The organism is Rhizobium sp. 21-4511-3d, from assembly GCF_053522545.1.
In genome coordinates, this window is sequence record NZ_JBNWCF010000003.1 from 351,045 (window position 1) to 375,734 (window position 24,690).

Consider the following 24,690-nt stretch of genomic DNA (forward strand, 5'->3'; position numbering starts at 1 on the left):
CGAATGACCCCGGCGAATTTTCAGGCGTGGGCCTGCGCCCGCTTCTGGTAGACCTCGGGGTCTGGGATGGGCACGGCGGCGATCAGCGCCCGCGTGTATTCATCCTTCGGGTTCTCGAAGATTTCACGGCGCGTTCCGTGCTCTACGATCTTGCCGCCGCGCATGACGGCGACGTGATGCGACATACGCTCGATGACGGCCATGTCATGCGAGATGAAGAGATAGGCAAGCCCCATCTGCTCCTGCAGTTCCAGCATCAGGTCGAGCACCTTGGCACGCACCGATACGTCGAGTGCGGCAACGCTCTCGTCGGCGACGATCAGCTTCGGCCCGACGGCGAGCGCACGCGCGATGCAGATGCGCTGGCGCTGACCACCGGAGAATTCGTGCGGATAGCGGGTCGCCGCATCCGGCGTCAGGCCGACGCGGCGCAGCAGTTCGGCGACGCGGTCCTGCCGCTCGCCCTTGTTGCCGATGCCATGGATGACCATCGGTTCGGCGATGGCGGCGCCGACGGCCATGCGGCTGTCGAGCGAGGCATAGGGATCCTGGAAGATCATCTGCGCCGAGCGGCGTACCGGGCGCATTTCGCGCTGGCTGAGGCCGGAGATATTCTGGTCGTCGATCAGTACGTCGCCGGTAAAGGGTATGAGGCCGAGCGCCGCCTTGCCGGTCGTCGACTTGCCCGAGCCGCTTTCGCCGACGAGGCCGAGCGTCTGGCCGGGCTGGATATCGAAGGAGACGCCGCTGACGGCCTGAACCTGCGGCTTGCCCTTGAAGAAACGGCCTGCCGGGCTGCCGTAATGGACGTTGAGATCGCGCACGCTCATCACCGGCGCCTGGCCCGTGCGCTCCGGCTCGATCTTGCGCGGGGTGATCCGCGGCGGGCCGTCGGTGCCGGCCAGCGCGCCGAGACGCGGCACGGCGGCGAGCAGTTGCTTCGTATAGTCTTCCTGCGGCCGGTTGAAGATATCAAGCGACGGACCCTGCTCGACGATCCGGCCGTTCTGCATGATCAGCACGCGATCGGCCATTTCGGCGACGACGCCCATGTCATGCGTGATCAGAACGATCGAGGTGCCGAACTCGGTCTTCAGCTCGCGCATCAGCTTGAGGATCTGCGCCTGCACGGTGACGTCGAGTGCCGTTGTCGGCTCGTCGGCGATCAGCACTTTCGGGCGGCAGGAAAGCGCCATGGCGATCATCACGCGCTGGCGCATGCCGCCCGAGAGCTCATGCGGATATTGCTTGAGACGGCGGGCCGGATCGGTGATCTGCACCGCATCGAGCATCTTCAGCGCCGTCGCCTCGGCATTCTCGCTGCCCTGGTGTTCGCGGATCGCCTCGGTCAACTGCGCGCCGATCGACATGACCGGGTTCAGCGAGGTCATCGGCTCCTGGAAGACCATGGCGACCTCGCCGCCGCGAACGTCGCGCATGGCGCGGTTCGAGAGCGTCAGCAGGTCACGCTCGCCAAGCAGGATATTGCCCGAGGTGACGCGCAGCGACGCCTTCGGCAGCAGACCCATGATGGCGAGCGAGGTGACCGATTTTCCCGAGCCGGATTCGCCCGCGATGCAGAGCGTTTCACCGCTGGCGAGGCTGAAGCCGACATCCCTCAGGACCGGCTTCAGACCCTCGGGCGTGCGGGCATCGACGCTGAGATTGCGGACGGAAAGGACCGGCGCGGTGTTCGTAGGCGATGTCACGAAAATACGATCCTTGGGAAGTAGAAGGAAACGACCCAGTTCGGCATGTCGACGATTTCGCTGATGCGCAGATCGCCGCAGACGGAGCAGAGCATATAGGCATCGACCGGGTTGAGGCCGTGTTCGACGGTCAGCAGGTCGATCATCCGCATGACGCTTTCGCGCGCGCCGGTCATCAGGTCGGGGCCGATGCCGGTGGTGACTTCGTAGCCCATGCCGTCGAGATGGCGGGTGACCGGCTCGGTGGTCGTGAAGCGCGGCGTCTGCAGCCTGGCGTCCTTGACGAGCTCGATCGTCGCTTCGACATTCATCTGGCTTTCGATCGCCGTGCCGCAGACTTCGCCGTCACCCTGGGCGGCGTGCGTATCGCCGATCGAGAACAGCGCGCCCTCGACTTCGACAGGCAGATAGAGCGTGACACCGGCCGTCAGGTCGCGGATGTCCATATTGCCGCCGACGCGGCGCGGCGGGACGACGGAGTGCGTGCCGGGTTCTGCCGGAGCAACGCCGATCGTACCGGCAAAGGGCTTCAACGGCACACGGCCGCCGGGGCCGAAGAGCGCTGGAACCATCGAGTTCGCATCATAGGACCAGACATGCAGCGCCGGATCCTTGAACTGGTCGGCGAGCAGGCCGAAGCCCGGAATATTGGCCGTCCAGCCGATGCCCGACGGAATGAATTTGCGCAGCGTCACCTTCAATGCATCGCCCGGCTTCGCGCCTTCGACATAGACAGGGCCGGAAACCGGATTGATCTTGCCGAAATCGAGATCGCGCAGCGTATCGAGCGTCGCATCGCGGCCGAGCTGGCCGCCCGAGGAATCCATGCATTCGAAATGGATCGTCTCGCCCGGCTTGGCGACGACCGCCGGGGCAAAATCCTTGTTCCAGCCGAAATTGTGCTGGGCGCGGTGAATGGTGTGGGTGCAGGCAATGCACATCTTGTGTGTCTCCCTCGTTCTTATGGTCGCCCTCCCGGAGAACCGGGAGGGCGTTCACCCGTCAGGGCTTATTGATTGACGTAGATGGCGTCGTAATTGATGACGCGGGTCGGATCGATATAGACGTTGTCAGCACCGCCCATGCGCAGCGACTTGGCAACGACGCGGCGCTCGTTGATCACCGGAACCCACGGCGCATCGGCCATGATGTCGGTGAAGATCTTGCCCCAGGCAGCGGTGCGTTCTGCGCCCTTGGCCGGGTCGGACATGGAGTCTGCGGCGACCGCGCGGGCGTCGAGATCCTTGTTGCAGTACCACGACCAGTTCCAGCCGCCAGCGACCGCGCCCGAGCAACCGAGGATCGGGCCGTAGAAGTTGGACGGATCCGGGAAGTCGGCGATCCAGGCCATGCCGCCCGACCAGATCATCGGTGCTTCGCCTTCCGTGCCACCGGCAGAGATGACGTTTGCCTGAGCGAGCGCGCGGACTTCAGCCTTGATGCCGACGGCGGCGAGATCCTGCTGGATCGCCTGGGCGATACGCGGCTGCGGATCGGTGTTGGTCGAGTAGAGCGTGGTTTCGAAGCCATCCGCGAAGCCGGCTTCGGCAAGCAGCGCCTTGGCCTTGGCGACGTCGTAGGTATAGCCGGTGAAGGACTTGTCATAGCCCGGCATCAGCGGCGGCAGCGGCTGGTTGGCAGGCGTTGCGCGGCCATTCAGGATACGGGTGACGCGGTCCTTGTTGATGGCCATGTTGACGGCCTGGCGAACCTTGACGTTGTCGAAGGGCTTCACCTTGGTGTTCAGCGTGATGTAGCCGGTATGCAGCTGTTCGCCGTCGACGATCATCTTCGGGCCATCGGCCGAATTCTTGATCTCGAGGAATTTTGCCGGCGGAATGCCGTCGCCTGCGATATCGACTTCACCCTTCTGCAGACGCAGCAAGGCGACGAGCGGCTCCTGGCCGACTTCGACCGTGAAGCTGTCGACATGCGGCACGTCCTTGACGAAGTAGTCCTTGTTGCGCTCGAAGACGAGCTTCTGGCCGATCGTCCAGTCCTTCAGGATGAAGGTGCCGGAGCCGACGGGCTTCTTGCCGAAATCGCCGCCAGCTGCCTCGACGGCTTCCTTCGGAACGACGGAGGCGAAGTTGATGGCGAGGACGTGCAGGAAGGTTGCGTCCGGACGCGACAGCGTGAAGACGACGGTACCCGCGTCAGGCGTCTCGATGCCTGCCAGCGTCTCGGACTTGCCGCCGGTGACGTCGTCGAAGCCCTTGATGGCGCCGAAGAAGCCGGCGCCCGGGCCCTGCGTCTTCGGGTTGACAGCGCGCTCGATCGAATACTTGACGTCGGAAGCGACGACTTCGCGGCCGTTCGAGAACTTCACGCCCTTGCGGAGCTTGAAGGTGTAGGTGAGGCCGTCATCCGAAACGGTGAAGCTTTCGGCGAGCGAGGGAACAAGCTTCGGCGTGCCGGGCTCGTAGTCCATCAGGCGGGAATAGAGGCTCTTGATCATAGACCAGTTGACCCAGTCGTAACCGATTGCCGGGTCGAGGGTGGCGATATCGTCCTTGTAGGTGACGATAATGTCGCCGCCCTGCTTGGGAGCATCCTGTGCCATGACGGAGAGCGGCGCCAGCGCCACCACCGTTGCCATGGTCGTCATTCGAAGCCAGCTTTTGAACATATTGGTTCCCCTTCTTTGGTTGCTGTCAACGTGTACGGATACGCGGGTCGATGACCGGCGCGATGAGGTCTGCAAGCAGGTTGCCGATGACGATGGCGAGCGCCGATGTCAGCGTCACGCCCATGATGATCGGGATGTCGACCTGCTGGATTGCCTGCCAGGCAAGCTGGCCGATACCCGGCCAGCCATAGACGGCCTCGACGACCACCACGCCGCCCATGAACTGGCCGATATCGATGCCGATCATCGCGATGATCGGCAGGATGGCGTTGGGCAGGGCGTGGCGGAAAATGATGCGGCGCGACGAGAGGCCCTTGGCGCGGGCCGTGCGCACATAGTCCTGATTGAGCACGTCGATCATCGCCGAGCGCACCATGCGTGCGTACCAGCCGGCGCCGAGGACGCCAAGGGTGGTGGCCGGCAGCACGACATGGGCAAGCGTGCCGTAGCCGCTCATCGGAAACCATCCGAGCGTCACGGCGAAGACGTAGAGAAGCAGGAGTGCGACGACGAATTGCGGGGCCGAAACGCCGACGAAGGACGCCATCATGACGAGGCGGTCGACGAAGCCGCCGCGGCGGATCGCGGCGATCGTGCCGAGCGTCAGGCCGAGGATAACCTCGACGGCGATGCCGGCAAGCATCAGCGTCAGCGTTGCCGGCAGGCGGGCGACGATCAGCGTCCAGACATCGGTCTTCTGCGCATAGGAACGGCCGAGATTGCCGGAAAGAAGATTGGTCAGATAGTGCCAGAACTGCACGAGCAGCGGCTGATCGAGGCCGAGCTCGTGGCGGATATTGGCGACCGTCTGCGCCGTGGCGCTGCGTCCGGCGATCATGCGTGCCGGATCGGCGGGCAGCGCGTAGAGCAGCACGAAGGTGATGGCGGCAACGCCGAGCAGGATGAGAAACGCCTGGGCGAGGCGGCGCAGAACGAGGAACATCAGTTTCTCCCCCGCTGCGTCGGGTCGAGAATGTCGCGCAGCGCGTCACCGACGAGATTGAAGGAGAGAGCGGTCAGCAGGATGATGATGCCCGGGAAGAAGACCAGCCAAGGGGCCGCCTGGAAATAGCTCTGGCTCTCGAAGATGATGTTGCCCCAGGAAGGCTGCGGCGGCTGTACGCCGATGCCGAGGAAGGAGAGCGTCGCTTCGAGTAGCACGGTCGTGGCGATGCCGAGCGTGCCCCAGACGATCGCCGTCGGGATCAGGTGCGGCAGGATATGCATGAAGAGCACGCGCAGATGCCCGGCGCCGAGCGAGCGTTCGGCCATGATGAAATCGCGCTCGGAGAGGCCGCGGGTCTCGGTATAGACGATGCGCGCGACCTGCACCCAGTTGACCAGCGCGATGACCATCGCGACGATCCAGAGGCTGGGTCGCAGCAGGGCGGCGAGAACGATGGCGAGCAGCAGCGCCGGGAAGGCCATCATCAGGTCGGTGAAGCGCATCAGCACGTTGCTGGCGAAACCCTTCACATAACCGGCGACGATGCCGACGAGGAGGCCGATCGCAACCGCGATGCCGTTGGCGACGAGGCCGATGACCAGCGAGGTGCGGGCGCCGTAGGCCAGGCGCGAGAAAAGATCGCGGCCGAGCGTATCGGTGCCGAGCAGGAACTGGCCGCCGGGCGGCAGCGGCGCGCCCTCGAGCGACAAGCCGTCGAACATCTGGTTGTCAGGATCGAAGGGCGCGATCCACGGAGCGGCAATCGCCATGACGACGACGAGCAGGACGACCACGAGGCCGAACAGGGCCGCGGGCTGGCGCAGCATTTCCTTCAACACGCGCATCAGCCGGCCTCCGGCAGGGGCTCGGCGCCGCCGATGATGAAGGCGGCGATCTGCTCCATCGGTAATCTGCGGCGCATGGCGCAATCACGCAGGATCGCATAGGCGCGTTCCTCATCGACACGGTGCGCGGCCATCAGCTTTTCCACCGCGGCATGGACGAGGGGGCGAAGGCGCACGCGCTCTTCGAGATATTGCAGCCGTTCGGCATTGTTCTTGCGTTCCTGATGGATCGAGACGGCCATGACCAGCGCCGGATAGACGGCTGACGTGGCGATCGGTTTGGCGATGATGGCGCCCGCACCCTGTTCCAGGGCCCAGGCGATGCGGCCCGGTGCTTCCGAGCCGAGAAGAGCGACGACCGGGCAGGCGACGGCCGTATCCTTCCAGGGCAGGAGGTCGTCCCAGCCCTGGTCTGCATCGACGATGACGAGATCGGGAAGATCGGTCACCGCCAACGGCGCCCATTGCAGGGTGGCGCGGATGCCGAGCAGCCGGAGCTGACGGATCAGCCTTTCGGTATTGCTGTCTTCGCGATGAATGACGGCGGCGTGCCAGCCGGTGAAATTCGGGGTTTCCCTCATGAGACCACCCTGAGCTTCGGCGATGCCGGCTTGTTGCGGCCGGTCAGATAGGGGTCGGCAGCAAGCGGCGGCCGCGAGGTCACGACATCGAAGCCGTTTTCCGTATTGATCTGGCCGAGATGGAAGGGCAGCGGCGCGTGGTTGGTCTCGCGGTCGATGGCGATCGAGCCGAACAGGCTCGGGCGCTGCGTCTCATAGAGCTCGCGGCGCACGGCGGCCGGTTCATCGGTACCGGCTTCGACGATCGCATCGGCGCAGAGCTTGACTGCTGTGTAAGCGCTGGCGAAGACGCTGGAAACGCGGCGGTTGGCGCCATAGCGGGCAGCGACGCGGATCTTGAAGGAGAGGTTTTCGGGCGTCGAGAGGTTGTCGAAATAGGAGGCGGCGCAGAGCTGGCCGATCGCCCGGCCGGGCTCGATATCGGCAAGCTCGCATTCCATCAGGTCGCAGCTGACGACGGGGCAGTTTTCCGGGCGGAAGGCCGGGTCGCGTTCGGCGAGCTTGCCGATGGCCGCCAGGAAGGCGTAGCTCGACGGGCCGATCAGGTTGTTCAGGATGAAGCTCGGGCGGCGCTGCTCGATATCGGCAACGATACGCTCTACGGCGGTCTCCTCGAGCGGCAGATAACGCTCGCCGAGCACTTCGCCGCCGGCATTGGTGATCAGCTCGCGCGCCAGCCGGTTCATCTCCCATCCCCATACATAGTTGGCGCCGACGAGATAGGGCCGGGCGCCAAAGCGCGGGATCAGGTGCTCGAAAAGCGGGATCAGGTGCTGGTTCGGGCAGCCGCCGACATAGATGACATTCTCGTTGGCTTCGAAACCCTCGTAGGGGCACATGTACCAGAGAAGCCCGTCATGCTTTTCGACCAGCGGGATGACTTCCTTGCGGGCGGCGGAGGTGATCGTGCCGACGATATGGCGGCAGCCGGCGCGCAGCAGCTGGCGGGCGCCTTCCAGATAGGCGGCGAGATCGGCATGCGGGTCGAAGAAGACAGGCTCGATCCTGATGCGGCGCGCGGCGGCAAATTCGGCCAGGGCGAATTCCGCGCCATCGCGCGCGTCACGGCCCATCGAGCCGTAGGGACCGGTGGTGGAGTAGAGAATGCCGATTTTCAATGCTTCGGTCATGCGGAACCCAAAAAACCAAAAACCCCACGACGCGGGCCCATCATCGATGGGGCGTCATGGGGCGAAACTGCCCAGCGACTATCGGAGTCATGTAACTGCGGAATGGCTCCTCTGCCTAATCCGCAGGCTTGAATAAAATACAGGCAACCCTTCTTGTCAAGGCCACAAACGGCGTGTGGCGATCAACAATTTTCGGGCCGGTTCTCACCGGTGCCTAAAGCGTCGCGGCTGCCCGCGCCGCCTGGTTGAATGCGCCCGAGATGAAGCGCAGGATGGCGGCCGTTTCCGACAGCGTCTGCTCCGCGGGGCGGGCATTGGCGGTCGAATCGACAAGCAGATGTTTGCGCACTTCCGCGTAGGTCTTGCAAGCCTGCGCGCCCTGCTCGGTGATCTTCACGGTTTTTTCTTTTCCGGTCCGGCCGGTCGTCAGCAGCCCCGCCGCCTGCAGCTTGCGGATCGCATAGGTGACGATATGCGTGTCCTCGATATCGAGAACGAGGCAGATATCGGCGAGTTTCTTTTCCCGGTCGCGGTGGCGGATCGAATGCAGGATGAGGATTTCCATCGGCGATAGCCCCGGAAATCCGGCCGCCGCCATGCAGCGGACGATCCAGCGGTCGAAGGCGTGGGAGGCGAGGATCAGGCCATATTCGATCTCCGAGAGACCAGGCGACCCGCCTTCGGCAAGATGGGCGGAGGAGACGATCGGGCCGAACGAGGCGGTGCCGGGGAAGGCATTAGCATCCTGATCCCTGTTCTTGCCGTCGGCCATTTCGCTCTCCTGTCTTGACGAGAATATGTCGTCATTTTATCGATATTTTATCAACGTGCAATTCCGCAATCCAATCCGAGGACGGGGCCATGCAAGCGACGGATACCAAGAGCTGGGATTTCTGGATCGATCGTGGCGGCACGTTCACCGATATCGTCGCCCGCGACCCGCAAGGTGAATTGCATGCCCGCAAGGTGCTCTCCGAAAACCCGGCCGCCTATCGCGACGCTGCGGTCCACGGAATCCGGCTGCATCTCGGATTGACGGCGGGCGAAGCGATCCCGGCCGGCTTGATCGGCGAGGTTCGCATGGGAACGACGGTCGCGACCAATGCGCTGCTGGAGCGCAAGGGCGAACGGCTGGCGCTGGTGACGACCAAGGGGTTCCGCGACGCGCTGAGGATCGGCTACCAGGAGCGCAAGAAGATCTTCGCCACCGAGATCATCAAGCCTGATGCGCTCTACGACACCGTCACCGAAATCGGTGAGCGCGTCCTGGCCGATGGCACGGTCGAGCTGACGCTCGATGAAGACGAGGCCCGCCGCGCGCTGGAGGCTCTGCGCGCCGGGGGCTATCGTTCGGTCGCCATCGTCTTCATGCATGCCTATAAATTCCCGGCCCACGAGGCCGCCGTTGCCCGCATCGCCCGCGAGCTCGGCTTCGAGCAGGTCTCCGTCAGCCACGAAGTCTCGCCGCTGATCAAACTTGTCGGCCGCGGCGATACGACTGTCGTCGATGCCTATCTGTCGCCGGTGCTTGGCCGCTATGTGGCGCAGGTTTCCGACGAGCTCGACGTCAAGCGCACTGGCGCCCGCGTCATGTTCATGATGTCCTCGGGCGGCTTGACGGCTGCCGATATGTTCCAAGGCAAGGATGCCATCCTCTCCGGTCCTGCCGGTGGTGTCGTCGGCCTCGCCAAGACCGGCGAACAGGCGGGCTTCTCCCGCGTCATCGGTTTCGACATGGGCGGTACCTCCACCGACGTCGCGCATTTTGACGGCGAGTATGAGCGCGCTTTCGAGACCGAAGTCGCCGGCGTGCGCGTCCGCGCGCCGATGATGCTGATCCATACGGTCGCCGCTGGCGGCGGCTCGATCCTGCATTTCGAGGATAACCGTTTTCGCGTTGGTCCGGATTCCGCCGGTGCCCATCCCGGCCCCGCCTGCTATCGCAATGGCGGGCCGCTGGCGGTGACCGATGCCAATGTCATGACCGGCAAGCTGCTGCCGGAGTTCTTCCCCGCTATCTTCGGCCCGAACCAGGACCAGCCGCTCGATGTCGAGACCGTCCGGGCGAATTTTGCCGAACTGTCTGAACGGATCGGCGATGGACGCAGTCCCGAAGAAGTCGCCGACGGCTTCATCCGCATCGCGGTCGCCAATATGGTCGAGGCGATCAAGAAGATTTCCGTCCAGCGCGGCTATGACGTTACCCGCTACGCGCTGAACTGCTTCGGCGGCGCCGGTGGTCAGCATGCCTGCCTTGTCGCCGATGCGCTGGGCATGAAGAGCATTCTGCTGCATCCGATGTCCGGCCTGCTCTCAGCTTACGGCATGGGGCTCGCCGATATCCGCGCCACCCGGCAGAAGGCGCTCGGCGTGCCGCTCGATACGGCCGCACCCGCCGCAATCGCCGGTCTCGCCACTGAGCTTCAGGGCGAATGCAGGCCGGAGCTTGAGGCCCAGGGCGTTGCCACCGCTGCGATCCAGACCGTTGCCCGCGCCCATGTCCGCTATGCCGGTACCGATACTCTTCTTGCCGTCGAAACCCGGTTCCCCGCCGAGGACAATGCGGATCGTCTGCGCGCCGAGTTCGAAATCCTCCACAAGCGCCGCTTCGGCTTCATTGCCGAGGGAAAGCCGCTGGTGGTCGAGGCCATCGAGGTGGAGACGATCGGCGGCGCTGCCGCGCAGATCGACGTCACAAGCGAAGAAGGTGCCGGTGGCGAGGCGAAAGCGACGCGCCGCACGCGCTTCCATTCGCAGGGCGACGTGCATGACGCAGCCGTGGTGCTGCGCGCCTCGCTACAAGTAGGCCAGACCGTCACCGGTCCGGCAATTGTCATCGAGCCGAACCAGACCATCGTCATCGAGGATGGCTGGCAGGCGAAGCTGACGGCCCATGACCATATCGTGCTGACCCGCATTAAGGCGCTGCCGGAGCGCACCGCGATCGGCACCAAAGCCGATCCCGTCATGTTGGAGATTTTCAACAATCTCTTCATGTCGATTGCCGAGCAGATGGGTGTCACGCTGCAGAACACCGCCTATTCGGTCAATATCAAGGAACGTCTCGATTTCTCCTGCGCCGTCTTCGATGCCGAGGGCAATCTCGTCGCCAATGCGCCGCATATGCCCGTTCATCTCGGCTCCATGGATGCCTCGGTCGCGACCGCGATCCGCGAGAACCCGGTCATTCATCCGGGCGACGTCTTCCTGATCAACGCGCCCTATAATGGCGGCACGCATCTGCCCGACCTGACGGTCTGCACACCTGTCTTTGATGCCCAGGGAACGCGCATCCGCTTCTGGGTGGCCAGCCGCGGCCACCATGCCGATATCGGCGGCATTGCGCCCGGCTCGATGTCGCCGCTCGCGACCCATATCGAGGAGGAGGGCGTCTATATCGACAACTTCAAGCTCCTCGATCGCGGCCGTTTCCGCGAGGAAGAGCTTGCAGCCCTTTTGACCGGCGCCCGCTATCCGGTTCGCCAGCTGGCCCAGAACGTCAATGATCTCAAGGCCCAGGTCGCTGCCAATGAAAAGGGCGTTGCCGAGCTTGCCAAGATGATCGCGCTCTTCGGCGAAGATGTGGTCGACGCCTATATGGGCCACGTCCAGGACAATGCCGCCGAGAGCGTGCGCCGCGTTCTCGACCGTCTCAAGGATGGCGAGTTCAGCTACGAGATGGATCAGGGCTGCAGGATCGTCGTCAAGGTGACGGTCGACAAGGAAAAGCGCGAGGCGACGGTCGATTTCACCGGAACCTCAGCCCAACGCGCCGACAATTTCAACGCGCCGCAGCCGGTCACCCGTGCCGCCGTTCTCTATGTCTTCCGGGTTCTCGTCGAGGCCGACATCCCGATGAATGCCGGCTGCCTGCGGCCGATACGGATCATCGTCCCGAAGGGCACGATGCTGACGCCGGAATACCCGGCGGCCGTCGTCGCCGGCAATGTCGAGGTCAGCCAGGCCGTCACCAACTGCCTGTTCGGCGCCGTCGGCGCCATGGCGGCGGCGCAGGGTACGATGAACAACCTGACCTTCGGCAATGACGCCTATCAGTATTACGAGACGATCTGCTCCGGCGCGCCCGCTGGTCCGGGCTTCAACGGCGCCGATGCCGTCCATACCCACATGACCAATTCGCGGCTCACCGATCCCGAAATTCTCGAAACCCGCTTCCCTGTGGTGCTGGAGGATTTCCATATCCGCAAGGGCTCGGGCGGCCGCGGCAAGTGGTCGGCGGGCGACGGTACCGAGCGGACGATCCGCGCGCGGGAAAAGCTGGAATTCGCGATCCTCTCCGGCCATCGCCGCGTCGCGCCGTTCGGGCTGGAAGGCGGGGAACCCGGCGAACTCGGCCGCAACGCCGTGCGCCGCAATTCCGGCGCGCTCGATGTGCTGATCGGAAGCGCTCACACGCAGCTCGAAGCCGGCGAAGCCTTCATCGTCACCACGCCGACGGGCGGTGGCTACGGGAAGGCCTGAGCTTTGGTTGACTCTAAATCAGGTCCGGGCGCGCTTCAGCGGAACGGCTGACGGAACGGCTTGATCGAGCTTGTTATAGGCCGCCTGGATGATGTCGAGATCCGAGGCATGGCCGACGCCTGCCAGATTGTACATCAGATCGCCGACTGCAGCGTCGATGCGCGGTGCGCGGACGGCATAGACCTTTTCGACGACGCCCTGAACGGATTCCGGGTCGCCACCCAGGGCCTGATAGAGCCCGATGGCCCGGAAGATGAAGGCATTGCGGCGGTCGTTGATATCTGCCGTCGATTGGTTGCCGATCAGCGTCTGCATGAGTTCGACGGCTCGGTTCTGATATTCGCTCATCGGGCGCTCAATTTGTCGTTCGTTTTGTCGTTCATCAGGAAAGCGAAAGTTTTTTAATGATGTCTAAATAATGGGTTACGGATATTTGTAGCCGCAATCATAGGGCGTCTAAATTAATAGAATATATAGCCGCCGGAAAATATCGCTTGGCCGGCTGCCCTGCATGCCGCGCCTGTCAAGGCCAGCAATCGCAAACTTCGGCATTGCATTTTTCTGTTCTGTTTTTTATCGATAATATGACAATGCGAATTGAAGGGCGGCGAAGACCGCCTTCGCTCCGTTCCATGCGCGACATCAAGGGAGGCCCTAGCATGACCATCTCACTTTCCGGCAAGACCGTTCTGATCACCGCTGCAGGGCAGGGGATCGGCCGGGCCTCGGCAATCGCCTTCCAACAGGCCGGTGCCAAGGTGCACGCGACCGATATCAACACCGATGCGCTGGCGCAGTTAGCTGCCGAAACCGGAATTGCCACCCACAAGCTCAACGTTCTCGACGAGGGAGCGGTGAATGCCTTGGTCTCCGAGATCGGCCGGGTCGACGTGCTCTTCAATTGCGCCGGCTTCGTCCATGCCGGATCGATCCTTGAGATGAAGGACAGCGATCTGGAGTTCGCCCTCGACCTCAACGTCAAGGCAATGATCCGCACCATCCGTGCCGTGCTGCCCGGCATGCTGGAGCGCAAGGATGGTTCGATCATCAACATGGCTTCGGTCGCCTCGAGCATCAAGGGCGTGCCGAACCGCTTCGCCTATGGCGTCACCAAGGCTGCCGTCATCGGCCTCAGCAAGTCGGTCGCCGCCGACTACGTCGCGCAGGGCATCCGCTGCAACGCGATTTGCCCCGGCACGGTCGAGAGCCCGTCGCTGCAGGATCGCATGAAGGCGCAGGGTGACTATGAGACGGCGCGCGCCGCCTTCATCTCCCGCCAACCGATGGGCCGCCTCGGGTCGCCGGAAGAGATCGCCGAGCTCGCCGTCTATCTCGCCGGCGCCACCTACACGTCCGGCCAGGCCTACGCCATTGATGGCGGCTGGACGATCTGAGGCGCGGGAGGAAAGACAATGACCCGCATTACCGGCCTTCGCGTTTTCGATCTCCGCTTCCCGACTTCGCAGAGCCTCGATGGCTCGGATGCGATGAACCCGGATCCGGATTACTCCGCCGCCTATGTGATCCTCGATACCGACGAGGCCGGGCTTGAAGGCCACGGCCTGACCTTCACGATCGGCCGCGGCAACGACATCTGCTGCATGGCGATCAAAGCGATGGATCATCTGGTCGTCGGCCAGGATCTGGAGAGCTTTCGCAAGGCGCCGGGCAAGTTCTGGCGGCATCTGACCGGCGACAGCCAGCTGCGCTGGATCGGCCCCGACAAGGGCGCCATGCATCTGGCCACCGGCGCCGTCGTCAATGCTTTCTGGGATCTGTTGGCGAAGAAGGAAGGCAAGCCGGTCTGGCAACTGGTCTCGGAACTCTCTGCAGAAGAAATCGCCGATATCGTCGATTACCGCTACCTGACCGACGTGCTGACGCGCGACGAGGCGGTGGCGATCCTGAAGAAGGCGGAAACAGGCAAGGCGGAGCGGATCGCGACGCTCAAGGCCGAAGGCTACGCCTGCTATACGACCTCTGCCGGCTGGCTCGGCTATGACGACGAGAAGCTGCGCCGCCTTTGCCAGGAAGCGATCGATGCCGGTTTCAACCATGTGAAGATGAAGGTCGGCCGCGATCTCGAAGACGATATCCGCCGCCTGCGGATCGCCCGCGAGGTCATGGGTCCCGATCGCTATCTGATGATCGACGCCAATCAGGTCTGGGAAGTGCCGCAGGCGATCGACTGGGTGAAGCAGCTTGCCTTTGCCAAGCCGTTCTTCATCGAGGAGCCGACAAGCCCCGATGACGTTGCCGGTCACCGCAAGATCCGCCAGGCGATCACGCCGGTGAAGGTCGCGACCGGCGAGATGTGCCAGAACCGCATCATGTTCAAGCAGTTCATCGCCGAGGGCGCGATCGATATCGTCCAGATCGATTCCTGCCGCATGGGCGGGCTGAACGAGGTGCTGTCGGTGCTGCTGATTGCCGCCAAATACGGTCTGCCGGTCTGGCCGCATGCGGGCGGCGTCGGGCTCTGCGAATATGTGCAGCACTTGTCGATGATCGACTACATCGCGGTGTCAGGCACGAAGGACGGACGGGTGATCGAATATGTCGACCACCTGCACGAACACTTCCTCGAGCCCTGCGATATCCGCAACGCCGCCTATATGCCGCCGTCGAAGCCGGGCTTCTCGATCGAGATGAAGGCGCAGTCGATCGCCGACTACACCTTCAGGGGCTAGAGATTTAGGCGGCCCACTGGCCGGTGCCCTGGATGGCGGCAAGCTTCCAGTCGGCGCCGTGCTTGCGCACGAAGGTCCAGACTTCGGTGCTTTCGCTCGGGCGGCGGTCGTCGCCCGAAACGACTTTCCCGCTGTCGCGCTCGACCATTGCGTCGATCGACGAATAGCGCATCGCGAGCGTTGCATATTCCAGCCCATCTTCGCGCCAGGCTTCGGCGATATCGCCCTGCAACAGCTTGACGTCGGAGACGCGGTTGCGCACGCCGTTGGTGGCGTTTTCACCGAGCTCTTCGGCAAGATAGGACATGGCCTCCGGCGTCGTCAGCGTGCGCAGCGTGCCGTAATCCTCCGCGCCATAGGCGGTCTGCACCTTGGTCAGCAGTTCCTCGAACTGGTCGAGATCGGCCTGCGCCAGACCGATTTCATCGCTCGGGCGCTGGCCGCGCGGCTGCTGTTGCTGGTAGCCCGCAGCGCCCGAACCGATCTTCGGGATGCTGAAGGACGAATTGTTGTTCGACGACATGTTGCTGTAGGACGGCCCGCCTGCCGAACCGTAGGACGGCTGGCGGCGATTGGCGAAGAAGCGCATGGCGAGGGTGATCGCGCCGAAGATCAGGGCGATCTGCAGCAGCATGCCGAGGAAGCCGAAGCCGCCGCCGAAACCATGGCCGAGCAGCATGCCGAGCAGGCCACCGGCAATCAGGCCGCCGACCATCGAGCGGCCGAAGCCGCCGAACAGGCCGCCGGGGCGCTGGGTGTTGAAGGGCTGCTGAGCGGTCGACGGCGCGCTCGTCTGCGGACGCGGGGCCATCGTGCGGTCGATCGGAGAGACGGTCTGCGGCGCGGTGTTGGTCACCGGCGGCGCCTGGAAGGTGCGCGTTCCGCGGCTGCCGAAACCGCCGCTGGCCCGGCGGGCCTCGGCGTCTCCATAGGCAGCAAAAACGGTGGCGCTTGTCAGAACGGCAATCGCCGCAATCTTGGCAAAACGCGAAACGGCACGTGGCATCTCTTCTCCTATCGGGGTCATTGTCGATATCGGGACCTAATATAGGGATCGCCGCGGCGATTTGAAGCCAGCCGAAAGTCTATTGGCAGACATCGACCCATTTGGCGCCGGTGATGGCCGCGAGACGCCCGGTCGGAATACGCACAGCGGAGTTCGGCGAACCGGCAGCCGGGATCACCTCGTCGAAGCGTTTCAGCGAGGCGTCGCAATAGATCGGCAGCGCCGCCGGCAGGCCGAAGGGGCAGACGCCGCCGACCGGATGGCTGGTCACTTCCAGAACTTCCTCAGCCCCTAGCATGCGGCCTTTGCCGCCGAACGTATCCTTGAATTTCCGGTTATCCAGCCGCGCCGTGCCGCTTGCGACCACCAGCATGGTCTCGTCGCCGACGCGCAGGCAGATCGTCTTGGCGATCTGCGCGGGCTCGACGCCATGGGCTTCGGCGGCCAGCGTCACGGTCGAAGAGCTGGCTTCGGTTTCGATGATTTCGATATCGGGTGCATGGGCGCTGAAGAAGGCGCGGACGGATTCGAGGCTCATGGCGGCGATGCTAGAACAGGCGTCCCAAGAAATGAAGAGGCCTTCGACGCGGACCTTTTTGCGCTGCAGCGAATGCCGGTTGCCAATTCTTCCCATATTCGCTAGAGAAAACTTGATTATAAAATGAAGGTTTAATTCAGCGCCCCATGACCTTTCAGCCGCGCATGCAGAACAGGATCGAAGGCTTTTCCGTCGTCGGTGGCATGAACCGCCGCAACTGGAATGGCATCGTCGCCGATGTCTGGGATGTCGAATGCGCGCCCTATGCGGGCGGTTATTACGTGGCGAACGATCCGCGCCTGTTCATCCTGCTCGATATGCGCGGCCCCGGCGACAGCCGCGTCAAGCTGACGCCGAAGAGTGCCGGCGCGGTTCAGGATACGGTACGCCGGCCGATCTCCTACGTGCCTGCCGGCATGGAGCTCTGGGCCGATCTCGTCGATGTGCAGTTCGTGCGCCATCTCGACATTCACTTCGATGCCGAGATCGTCGGGCGGCGGCTGATGGAGGATATCGATCCCTCGCGGCTTGCCGATGCCCGGCTGCTGTTTCACGACGAGCGGGTGATGGCGCTTGCCAATCTGATCGCTGCCGAATGCGTGAGCCCGCAGCCGCTGCACGATCTCTATGGCGACGGCCTGGCGCTGGCGCTGATCATCGATGTGCTGAAACTCTCTAGGGCGCCGGTGCGCAAGCGCAGCAAGCTGGCGAGCTGGCAACTGCGCCGCGCCCAGGATTTCATTGAACAGAATTGCCTTCGCAATATCCGCCTGGAAGAGCTCGCCTCGCTTACCGGCCTGTCGCAATCGCATTTCAGCCACGCCTTCAAGGCCTCGACCGGGATCGCCCCGCACCAGTGGCAGACGAACGCCCGCGTCGATCGCGCCAAGCATCTGCTTCTGCAGGGCGAATTCACGCTGCCCGTCATCGCCGCCGAGACCGGCTTTTCCGACCAGGCGCATTTCACCCGCGTCTTCCGGAAGGTGACCGGCGCCACACCGGCGCTCTGGAAGAAGGCCAACGTTGCCTGAAAACCACGCTTCACGAGCATTTGTTTAGAATGCGGAAATTTGCCCAAGAACGTTCAAATTCCCCGGATTGCGACAATCCCCTCTCTTAAATTTGAGTTAAACGCTCAGCTTATCGACAAGCTGTTAGCCGGGCATCGTTCAAGCCGGCGTGAGTGGGGTAAGACAATGCGTGAGCGGACCAAGGCTCTCATCTTCAAGGCCAATCTCCTGACCGGCGCCGCCGCCATCGGCATCGCGGCCGCCACGCCTGTTCTGGCGCAGGAGGCGACCGAGCTGAAACCGATCACGGTGCAGGGTGATGGCGGGCAGCAACAGGACCCGAGCGCGCCAGTAAAGGGCTATGTGGCAAAGACCAGCGCCACGGCCACGAAGACGGGCACGCCGCTCGTTGAGACGCAGCAGTCGATTTCGGTCGTGACATCCGATGAGATCGGGGCCCAGGGCGCCGATACGCTGGGCGAGGCGATTGGTTACACGCCTGGCGTTGTAGGCGAGCCCTATGGTTCGGACGCACGTTTCGACTCGCCGAATATTCGAGGTTTCGATGGTCGCCAAAGCCAGTATCTGAACGGCCTGAAGATGATGCGTACCGCAGGTGCTCCGGCGGTCGAAATATACGGCCTTGAGCGGCTCGAAGTCCTTCGTGGCCCGGCTTCCGTTTTGTACGGTCAGGGCAATCCCGGTGGTCTGATCAACATGGTTAGCAAGCGCCCGCAGTTCGAGCCCATCCGCGAGATCGGCCTCCAGATCGGCACCTACGATTACTACGGAGCGTTTTTTGATGTGGGCGGTCCGGTTTCGGACGGTTCGGACTTCGCCTATCGCTTGACGGGTCTGGTCAAGACCGCGGGCGAGCAGACGGACGATCTCAACAACGATCGCTACTTCATTGCACCGGCCTTTACCTGGCAGCCGGATGAGGACACGAAGATCACGCTGCTGACCAGTGTTCAGCATGACAATCCCGATGCGCCCTCAGGGTTGCCCGCTGCCTTGACGCTTTATGGTGGTGACAACAAGCTGTCCCGTAGCTTCTCCGTTGGCGACGACAGCTTCGACAAGTCGAATCGGACGCTCACGAATATCGGCTATGAAATCGAACACCGCCTCAACGATGTTTGGACCTTCCGTCAGAACATGCGGTATTCGAACTTCGATTGGAAATACCAGTCGCTGTATTTCTCCAGCCTTGATGCCGATGGACATACCCTGAACCGCGGGGCGATCTATCAGGACGAAAATCTCAACACCTACAATCTTGATAACCAGCTTCAAGCCGAGTTTTCGACAGGCGAAGTCGATCACAAGGCGGTTATGGGCGTCGATCTCAGGTATTTCAACAACAGCGCGTTGACCGAGTTCGGCCTCGCTCCTTCGCTCGATAGCGCCAACCCGCAATACGGCGTCTCGGTACCCAAGAGCGTCTGGTACAGTCAGGACGTCAACTCCGAGCTGTGGCAGGCTGGCGTCTATCTGCAAGACGAGATCAAGTACGAAAACTGGCGCGCAACATTGGGGTTGCGTCAGGATTGGGCTGGTACCAACGGCAAGCAGGAGACTGTTTTCGGCGGCACCACGACCTCCTCGCTTGATCAAACCGATCACAAGCTCACTTGGCGCGCCGGCCTCAGCTATCTCTTTGACAATGGCATTGCGCCCTATGCGAGCTACGCGACGTCATTTGACCCGGTATCTGGCTCCGATGCTGCTGGCAATCCGCTCGTGCCCACGACCGGCGAGCAGTACGAAATCGGCGTCAAATATCAGCCGACAGACTTCGATGGTTTCTTCAGTGTTGCAGCCTTCGATCTGCGGCAGAAAAATGTCCTCACGACCACCACCGTGACGCCTCTGCCCCCGGCCGTTCCATACACCGTGAGTGCGCAGATCGGTGAAGTTCACGTCCAAGGCGTTGAACTCGAAGGTGTTGCGAGTATCGCGGATGGCTTGGATCTGCGTGCGGCATACACCTACATGAATGCCGAGGTCGTCGGTGGCGACAACGATGGCAACCGCCCGGACAATGTTCCGAATCACACCGCGAGCCTGTGGCTGGACTACACCTTCAAAGAAGATACGGCTCTGCAGGGCTTCGGTGTTGGCGGCGGCGTTCGTTACATCGGCCAGCGATACGGAGATCTGGCGAATACCTACGATCTTTCCGGCGTAACCCTCTTCGACGCCTCCATCCACTACCAGAAAGACAACCTGAAGGCGTCGCTGAACTTCCAGAACCTTGCCGACAAGGAATATGTCTCCAACTGCGGTAGCTTCGGTTGCTACTACGGTGACGGCCGGACTGTGATGGGCCGCGTCAGCGTCTCCTGGTAAGTTGACAATTGCAGTTTAGTTTTGCAAAGCGAGGGCGGGAAATTTTTCCCGCTCTTGCAATTTGAGCTTCCGGAGTTCGCTGATGCCCACCCCCTTCCTGACGATGTCGGATGTCCGCTTTGCGGCGGGCGAGCGCACCATCCTTTCCGGCATCGATCTGTCGCTTGAGGGCGGGCGGATCTATGGGCTGGTGGGGCCGAACGGGTCGGGCAAGTCGACGCTGATGAAGATCATGGCGCGCCAGCATGCGGCGACGGGCGGAAAGCTTGCGCTCGAAGGCAAGGATGCGGCGGCCTGGGGCGGGCGGGAGTTTGCCCGCAAGATCGCCTATATGCCGCAATTCACGCCTGCCACTGACGGTATGACGGTGCGCGAGCTGGTGGCGCTCGGACGTTTTCCCTGGCATGGCACGCTCGGCCGTTTCGGCAAGGCCGACCATGCACTCGTGGACGATGCCATTGCCCGCACCGACCTTGAGGATTTCGCCGACAGGCCGGTCGCCAACATGTCGGGCGGTGAGCGTCAGCGCGCCTGGATCGCGATGATGCTGGCCCAGAATGCCAGCTGCCTGCTGCTCGACGAGCCGACTTCGGCGCTCGATCTTGCCCATCAGGCGTCGATGCTGTCGCTGGTGGAGTCGCTCAGCCATGAGCGTGGGCTGACCGTCGTCATCGTGCTCCACGACATCAATCTCGCTGCCCGCCATTGCGATGAGATCATTGCGCTCAATCGCGGCCGGATCAGCGCCAAGGGCACACCGGAGGAGATCATGCAGGCCGAGCGCCTGCGGTCGATCTTCGGCGTCGGCATGGGCGTCTTCACGCATCCGGCGCGCGGCGAGCCTGTGAGCTACCTGCTGTGACGCCGGCACCGACATTCACCCGCCGCGGCCTTCTCGCCATGGCTGCTGCCCTTGCGGCGCCGTCCCTATCGAGGGCGGCTGCGTCACCGCGCGTCGCAACGCTTGATTGGGCGCTGCTCGAAACGCTGCTGGCGCTCGGCGCCGATGTGGTGGCGGGCACCGAGCTGGTCGGCTTCCGCAAGATCGCCGTCGAGCCCACCGTTCCAGAGAGTGTCGCCGATCTCGGTCTGCGCGGCACGCCGAATTTCGAGGTGCTGCGCTTCGCCAGACCCGACCTGATCTTCAATTCGAATTTTTACGGCTGGGCCGACGGCCCGATGAGCCGCATCGCGCCGGTCAAGAGCCAGTCGATTTACCGCATGGGCGACAGCCCCTTCCAGCGCGCCCAGGACGTGACGCTCGCGATAGCGGACGAGCTCGGGCTCGCAAGCGGCAAGCGCTATGCGGACGATCTCTCGGCACGGCTTGATCGCTACCGGACGGTTCTGTCTTCGGGTGACGGCCGCACGATTCTGCCGATCAATCTCGGCGATGCCCGTCACTACCGCGTGTTCGGCAGCGACAGCATGTTCGGCGAGGTTCTGGCGCGCACCGGCCTGAAGAATGCCTGGCAAGGCAAGACAAGCTACACGGCCATGGCGCCGATCGGCATCGAAACGCTGGCTTCGATGCCGGATGCCTGGATCGTTTTCATTCCGCCGCATCCGCCGGATGCGCTGGTCGCGCTGCAGAACGGCGCCTTCTGGCAGGCGCTGCCGGCCGTCAGGGAAAAGCGCGTGCTGACCATCGGCTCCATCAATCCCTATGGCGCCTTGCCTGCCGCATCGCGCTTTGCCGATCTGCTTGCGAAAGGGCTGACCGATGCATGGAATGGTTAGCCGCAAACCGGCAAGCCGCCGGGGCAAGCCGCAGCTGAGCATTGCCGTCTCGGCCTGCGCCTGTGCGCTGATCTTTGCACTGCTGCTGACGTTCCGGCCGCGGCTGCCGGCAAGCGAAGCGGTGCTCGATGCGGCTCTCCTCTGGCAGAGCATGATGCCGCGCGCCGCGCTTTCGCTGATCGCCGGTGCTGCGCTCGGCCTTTCCGGCTTCCTTTTGCAGCGCGTGCTGCGCAATCCGATCGCCGATGCCTCGACGCTCGGCATTGCCTCGGGCGCGCAGCTTGCGATGAGCATCGGCCTCAGCTTCTCGCCGCTGCTGCTCGGGCTTTCGCGTGAACTTATCGCCTTTGCCGGCGGGCTGGTTGCGGTGGCGATCGTGTTGGGATTGAGCTGGCGGCGCAGCCTCGATCCGGTGACGGTCGCCCTGTCGGGCATGATCGTGACATTGATCGCCTCGGCGCTCAGCGTCACGATCATCCTTGCCCGCGGCGAATATGCGATGTCGATCTATATCTGGGGCGCCGGTTCGCTCAGCCAGCAGGATTGGAGCGGCGTTCTCTCGCTTGCACCGCGACTGGCCGCAGGCTTTGCCGCTGCCGTCCTGCTGCTGCGGCCGCTGCAGGTCCTGTCGCTTGACGATGCCGGCGCAAAGAGCCTCGGCGTCGCGCTGCATGTGACCCGGCTGGCGGTGCTGCTGCTTGCCGTCTGGCTGTCGGCCTCGGTTACCGCCAATGTCGGCATCATCGGCTTTCTCGGCCTCGCCGCCCCGGCGATCGCCCGTTTCGCCGGAGCCCGCACGACGCGGCAGCTCGTCATCGCCGCACCGCTGACCGGCGCCGCACTGCTGTTCTTCACCGATTGCCTGACGCAGCTTCTCGGCCCCGGCTTTACCGATATTGCACCCGCCGGTGCGGCAACGGCCCTGCTCGGTGGTCCGCTGCTTCTTTATCTGTTGCCGCGCGTGCATTCCTTCGCCGCCGTCACGGCGCAGACCACGTCGGCGATCAAGCGGCTACGCAGCCCCGCCCGCGTCTTCCTGATGCTCCTCATCGCCCTCGCGCTGGTCGTTGCCCTGGTGCTGACGACGGCGCCTGCCAACGATGGCTGGCACATCGCGAGCGGCGCGCTGTTCAGCGATCTCCTGCCGCTGCGGCTGCCGCGCACCATCGTGGCTGCCGGTGCGGGCGCAATGCTGGCGGCTGCGGGCTTCATCATGCAGCGCGTCACCGGCAATCCGATCGCCAGCCCGGAAGTGCTCGGCGTCAGCACCGGCGGCGGCGCGGGCTTGACGGTTGCGCTGTTCATCTTCGGCTTCCCGCCGCCCTTCGTCATGCTGGCCTCGATGGCGATCGGCGCGCTTGTCGCGTTCCTCATCATGATCGCCATTGCTGCCCGCGCCCAGTTCGCGCCAGAGCGGCTGTTGCTCGCCGGGATCGCCATCGGCGCCTTCTCGATGGCGATCGTCACGATGGTCTTGGCGCAGGGCGATATGCGCGGCTACGTGCTGCTCACCTGGCTCTCGGGCTCCACCAACAGGGCGGGCAGTTTCGAGGCCTGGACGGCTGTCATCTCGCTTGCGGTGCTGGCGGCGCCGCTGCCCTTCCTCAGCCGCTGGCTCACCATCCTGCCGCTTGGCGGCCCGTCGGCGCGCAGCCTCGGCCTGCCGGTCGGCGCCAGCCGTCTGGCGCTGGCGACCATCGCGGCGTTGATGACGGCTGTCGCCTCCTTCCTCGTCGGGCCGCTCAGCCTGACCGGATTGATCGCGCCGCATCTGGCGCGGCTCACCGGTTTCCACCGGCCCGGCCAGCAGCTTGCCGCCAGCATCCTGATCGGCGCCGGCGTGCTCGTTTCGGCCGATTGGCTGTCGCGCGTGGTGATCTATCCCTATCAGGTGCCGGTCGGCCTCTTCGCGGCGCTGATCGGCGGTCCCTACCTCATCTGGCTCCTGACGCGAAAGGAAGCGGCATGACGGCGCAGTTCAGGCTTTCGGGCACGGCCATTCCGGCGGATGCGAGGCATATGCTGGAGGAGATCGCCGAACATTTCGCCGAGCACGCATCGGTAACCCGCGTCGGCGAAACGGTGCATCTTGAGCATGAGATCGGCGTCGCCGATATCAGCATCGCCGAGGGCAAGCTCGCCATCGAACTTGCCTCGAACAGCGAGGATGAGCTGACGATGATCCGCACCGTGCTTGCCGAGCATCTCTTCCATTTCGCTGGGGAGGAGAAGTTCGAGCTCACCTGGTCGGAAAAGCCGAAGCCGGCGCTGCCTGGCAATATGCGTCTCGCGACCGTGACAGGCGCCCGGAACGTCACGCCGCATATGCGCCGCGTCACGTTCTCCTGCCCCGATGTGCAGGACTTCGAGAAGGGCGGCCTACATGTCCGCCTGCTGCTGCCGCAGAATGGCGAGGCACCGGTCTGGCCGACGGTTGGCGACGATGGCCGCGTCCAGTGGCCGGACGAGAAAATCACCGCCGTGCGCATCTATACGATCCGCAATGTCGATGCGGAGCGTGGCGAGGTCGATATCGATTTCGTGCTGCATGAGGGCGAAACCATGCCGGGTGCCACCTTCGGCGCAACGGCTGCCGCGGGCGATCTGATCGGCATCATGGGGCCGGGCGGCGGCTGGATGCCGGAGGCTGCCGATCTCGTTCTCGCCGGAGACGAGACGGCGCTGCCGGCCATGCTGCGGATTGCCGAGACGGTACCTGCGGGCACCCGCGTTCGCTTCTTCGCAGAGGTGGACAGTGCCGCCGAAGAGCAGGCGCTTTCGTCAGCGGCGGAGATCGAGGCGGTCTGGCTGCATCGCAACGGGGCGGCCCCCGGCACGACGGGCAGGCTGGGGCGGCTGATCCGCGAACTGGCGCCGCAATGCGCCGCGCCCGTATTCATCTGGGTCGGCTGCGAAAAGGCGGAAGCCGTGGCGATCCGCGAATATCTGAAGGACGAGCTGCAATACGACCGGCAGTGCATGCGCGTCGGCAGCTACTGGGAAAAGTAAAAGGCGGAGCCGCTTTCGCCGCT

20 protein-coding genes are annotated in these 24,690 nt (G+C 63.6%); 9 read left to right on the forward strand and 11 right to left on the reverse strand.

The window, feature by feature from the left end; translation table 11 throughout:
• Positions 1-20 precede the first annotated feature (20 nt).
• The 8 genes from ACQZ5H_RS10040 to ACQZ5H_RS10075 form a co-directional block, all read right to left on the reverse strand.
• Positions 21-1,709, reverse strand: coding sequence for an ABC transporter ATP-binding protein (locus tag ACQZ5H_RS10040; protein WP_449097552.1), 1,689 nt, complete (start codon positions 1,707-1,709; stop codon positions 21-23).
• Positions 1,706-2,650 carry an acetamidase/formamidase family protein gene (locus ACQZ5H_RS10045; protein ID WP_449097553.1) on the reverse strand — a complete coding sequence of 315 codons (945 nt, stop codon included), beginning with the start codon at positions 2,648-2,650 and terminating at the stop codon, positions 1,706-1,708. Before ACQZ5H_RS10045 ends, ACQZ5H_RS10040 begins: the two co-directional genes overlap by 4 nt.
• A gap of 68 nt (positions 2,651-2,718) precedes the next feature.
• On the reverse strand, positions 2,719-4,338 hold the full coding sequence (locus tag ACQZ5H_RS10050) for an ABC transporter substrate-binding protein (RefSeq protein WP_413711961.1): 1,620 nt from the start codon (positions 4,336-4,338) through the stop codon (positions 2,719-2,721).
• A 25-nt stretch (positions 4,339-4,363) separates the two neighbouring features.
• Positions 4,364-5,284 carry an ABC transporter permease gene (locus ACQZ5H_RS10055; protein WP_112714421.1) on the reverse strand — a complete coding sequence of 307 codons (921 nt, stop codon included), beginning with the start codon at positions 5,282-5,284 and terminating at the stop codon, positions 4,364-4,366.
• Positions 5,281-6,129 (reverse strand): ABC transporter permease, encoded by an 849-nt coding sequence (locus ACQZ5H_RS10060; protein ID WP_449097554.1) that lies wholly within the window; start codon positions 6,127-6,129, stop codon positions 5,281-5,283. Before ACQZ5H_RS10060 ends, ACQZ5H_RS10055 begins: the two co-directional genes overlap by 4 nt.
• Positions 6,129-6,710: an ANTAR domain-containing protein gene (locus tag ACQZ5H_RS10065; RefSeq protein WP_112714417.1), complete on the reverse strand. Its 582-nt coding sequence runs from the start codon at positions 6,708-6,710 to the stop codon at positions 6,129-6,131. The genes ACQZ5H_RS10060 and ACQZ5H_RS10065 overlap by 1 nt, the downstream gene beginning before the upstream one ends.
• Complete coding sequence (locus ACQZ5H_RS10070) at positions 6,707-7,840, reverse strand: transporter substrate-binding protein (RefSeq protein WP_413711959.1); 1,134 nt, start codon at positions 7,838-7,840, stop codon at positions 6,707-6,709. Before ACQZ5H_RS10070 ends, ACQZ5H_RS10065 begins: the two co-directional genes overlap by 4 nt.
• Positions 7,841-8,054: 214 nt before the next feature.
• Positions 8,055-8,612 (reverse strand): winged helix DNA-binding protein, encoded by a 558-nt coding sequence (locus ACQZ5H_RS10075; RefSeq protein ID WP_199625541.1) that lies wholly within the window; start codon positions 8,610-8,612, stop codon positions 8,055-8,057.
• Between the two features lie 89 nt (positions 8,613-8,701).
• On the opposite strand from ACQZ5H_RS10075, the gene ACQZ5H_RS10080 reads away from it, so the two are divergent.
• Positions 8,702-12,322 carry a hydantoinase B/oxoprolinase family protein gene (locus ACQZ5H_RS10080; protein ID WP_449097555.1) on the forward strand — a complete coding sequence of 1,207 codons (3,621 nt, stop codon included), beginning with the start codon at positions 8,702-8,704 and terminating at the stop codon, positions 12,320-12,322.
• Positions 12,323-12,340: 18 nt separating this feature from the next.
• On the opposite strand, the gene ACQZ5H_RS10085 is transcribed toward ACQZ5H_RS10080, so the two are convergent.
• On the reverse strand, positions 12,341-12,670 hold the full coding sequence (locus tag ACQZ5H_RS10085; protein ID WP_246777579.1) for a hypothetical protein: 330 nt from the start codon (positions 12,668-12,670) through the stop codon (positions 12,341-12,343).
• Positions 12,671-12,981: 311 nt separating this feature from the next.
• Here ACQZ5H_RS10085 and ACQZ5H_RS10090 point away from each other — a divergent pair, with 311 nt between their 5' ends.
• Together ACQZ5H_RS10090 and ACQZ5H_RS10095 are read left to right on the forward strand one after the other, a co-directional pair.
• On the forward strand, positions 12,982-13,716 hold the full coding sequence (locus tag ACQZ5H_RS10090) for an SDR family oxidoreductase (protein WP_449097556.1): 735 nt from the start codon (positions 12,982-12,984) through the stop codon (positions 13,714-13,716).
• A gap of 18 nt (positions 13,717-13,734) precedes the next feature.
• On the forward strand, positions 13,735-15,012 hold the full coding sequence (locus ACQZ5H_RS10095; protein WP_449097557.1) for an L-fuconate dehydratase: 1,278 nt from the start codon (positions 13,735-13,737) through the stop codon (positions 15,010-15,012).
• Between the two features lie 4 nt (positions 15,013-15,016).
• On the opposite strand, the gene ACQZ5H_RS10100 is transcribed toward ACQZ5H_RS10095, so the two are convergent.
• Complete coding sequence (locus tag ACQZ5H_RS10100) at positions 15,017-16,018, reverse strand: Tim44 domain-containing protein (protein ID WP_449097558.1); 1,002 nt, start codon at positions 16,016-16,018, stop codon at positions 15,017-15,019.
• Positions 16,019-16,097: 79 nt separating this feature from the next.
• The gene (locus tag ACQZ5H_RS10105; protein WP_413711953.1) at positions 16,098-16,556 is read right to left on the reverse strand and encodes a YbaK/EbsC family protein; all 459 of its coding nucleotides are present in this window, start codon (positions 16,554-16,556) and stop codon (positions 16,098-16,100) included.
• A 146-nt stretch (positions 16,557-16,702) separates the two neighbouring features.
• Here ACQZ5H_RS10105 and ACQZ5H_RS10110 point away from each other — a divergent pair, with 146 nt between their 5' ends.
• The 6 genes from ACQZ5H_RS10110 to ACQZ5H_RS10135 all read left to right on the forward strand — a co-directional run bounded on the left by ACQZ5H_RS10110 (position 16,703) and on the right by ACQZ5H_RS10135 (position 24,667).
• Positions 16,703-17,587 carry a helix-turn-helix domain-containing protein gene (locus ACQZ5H_RS10110; protein ID WP_130280211.1) on the forward strand — a complete coding sequence of 295 codons (885 nt, stop codon included), beginning with the start codon at positions 16,703-16,705 and terminating at the stop codon, positions 17,585-17,587.
• Between the two features lie 165 nt (positions 17,588-17,752).
• Positions 17,753-19,918, forward strand: coding sequence for a TonB-dependent siderophore receptor (locus ACQZ5H_RS10115; protein ID WP_449097559.1), 2,166 nt, complete (start codon positions 17,753-17,755; stop codon positions 19,916-19,918).
• Between the two features lie 82 nt (positions 19,919-20,000).
• Complete coding sequence (locus ACQZ5H_RS10120; RefSeq protein WP_449097560.1) at positions 20,001-20,780, forward strand: ABC transporter ATP-binding protein; 780 nt, start codon at positions 20,001-20,003, stop codon at positions 20,778-20,780.
• Between the two features lie 38 nt (positions 20,781-20,818).
• Complete coding sequence (locus ACQZ5H_RS10125; protein ID WP_449097661.1) at positions 20,819-21,658, forward strand: ABC transporter substrate-binding protein; 840 nt, start codon at positions 20,819-20,821, stop codon at positions 21,656-21,658.
• Positions 21,651-23,627, forward strand: a complete 1,977-nt coding sequence (fhuB, locus tag ACQZ5H_RS10130; RefSeq protein WP_449097561.1) for a Fe(3+)-hydroxamate ABC transporter permease FhuB — start codon at positions 21,651-21,653, stop codon at positions 23,625-23,627. Before ACQZ5H_RS10125 ends, fhuB begins: the two co-directional genes overlap by 8 nt.
• Positions 23,624-24,667 carry a DUF2218 domain-containing protein gene (locus ACQZ5H_RS10135; RefSeq protein WP_449097562.1) on the forward strand — a complete coding sequence of 348 codons (1,044 nt, stop codon included), beginning with the start codon at positions 23,624-23,626 and terminating at the stop codon, positions 24,665-24,667. Before fhuB ends, ACQZ5H_RS10135 begins: the two co-directional genes overlap by 4 nt.
• Positions 24,668-24,690 lie beyond the last annotated feature (23 nt).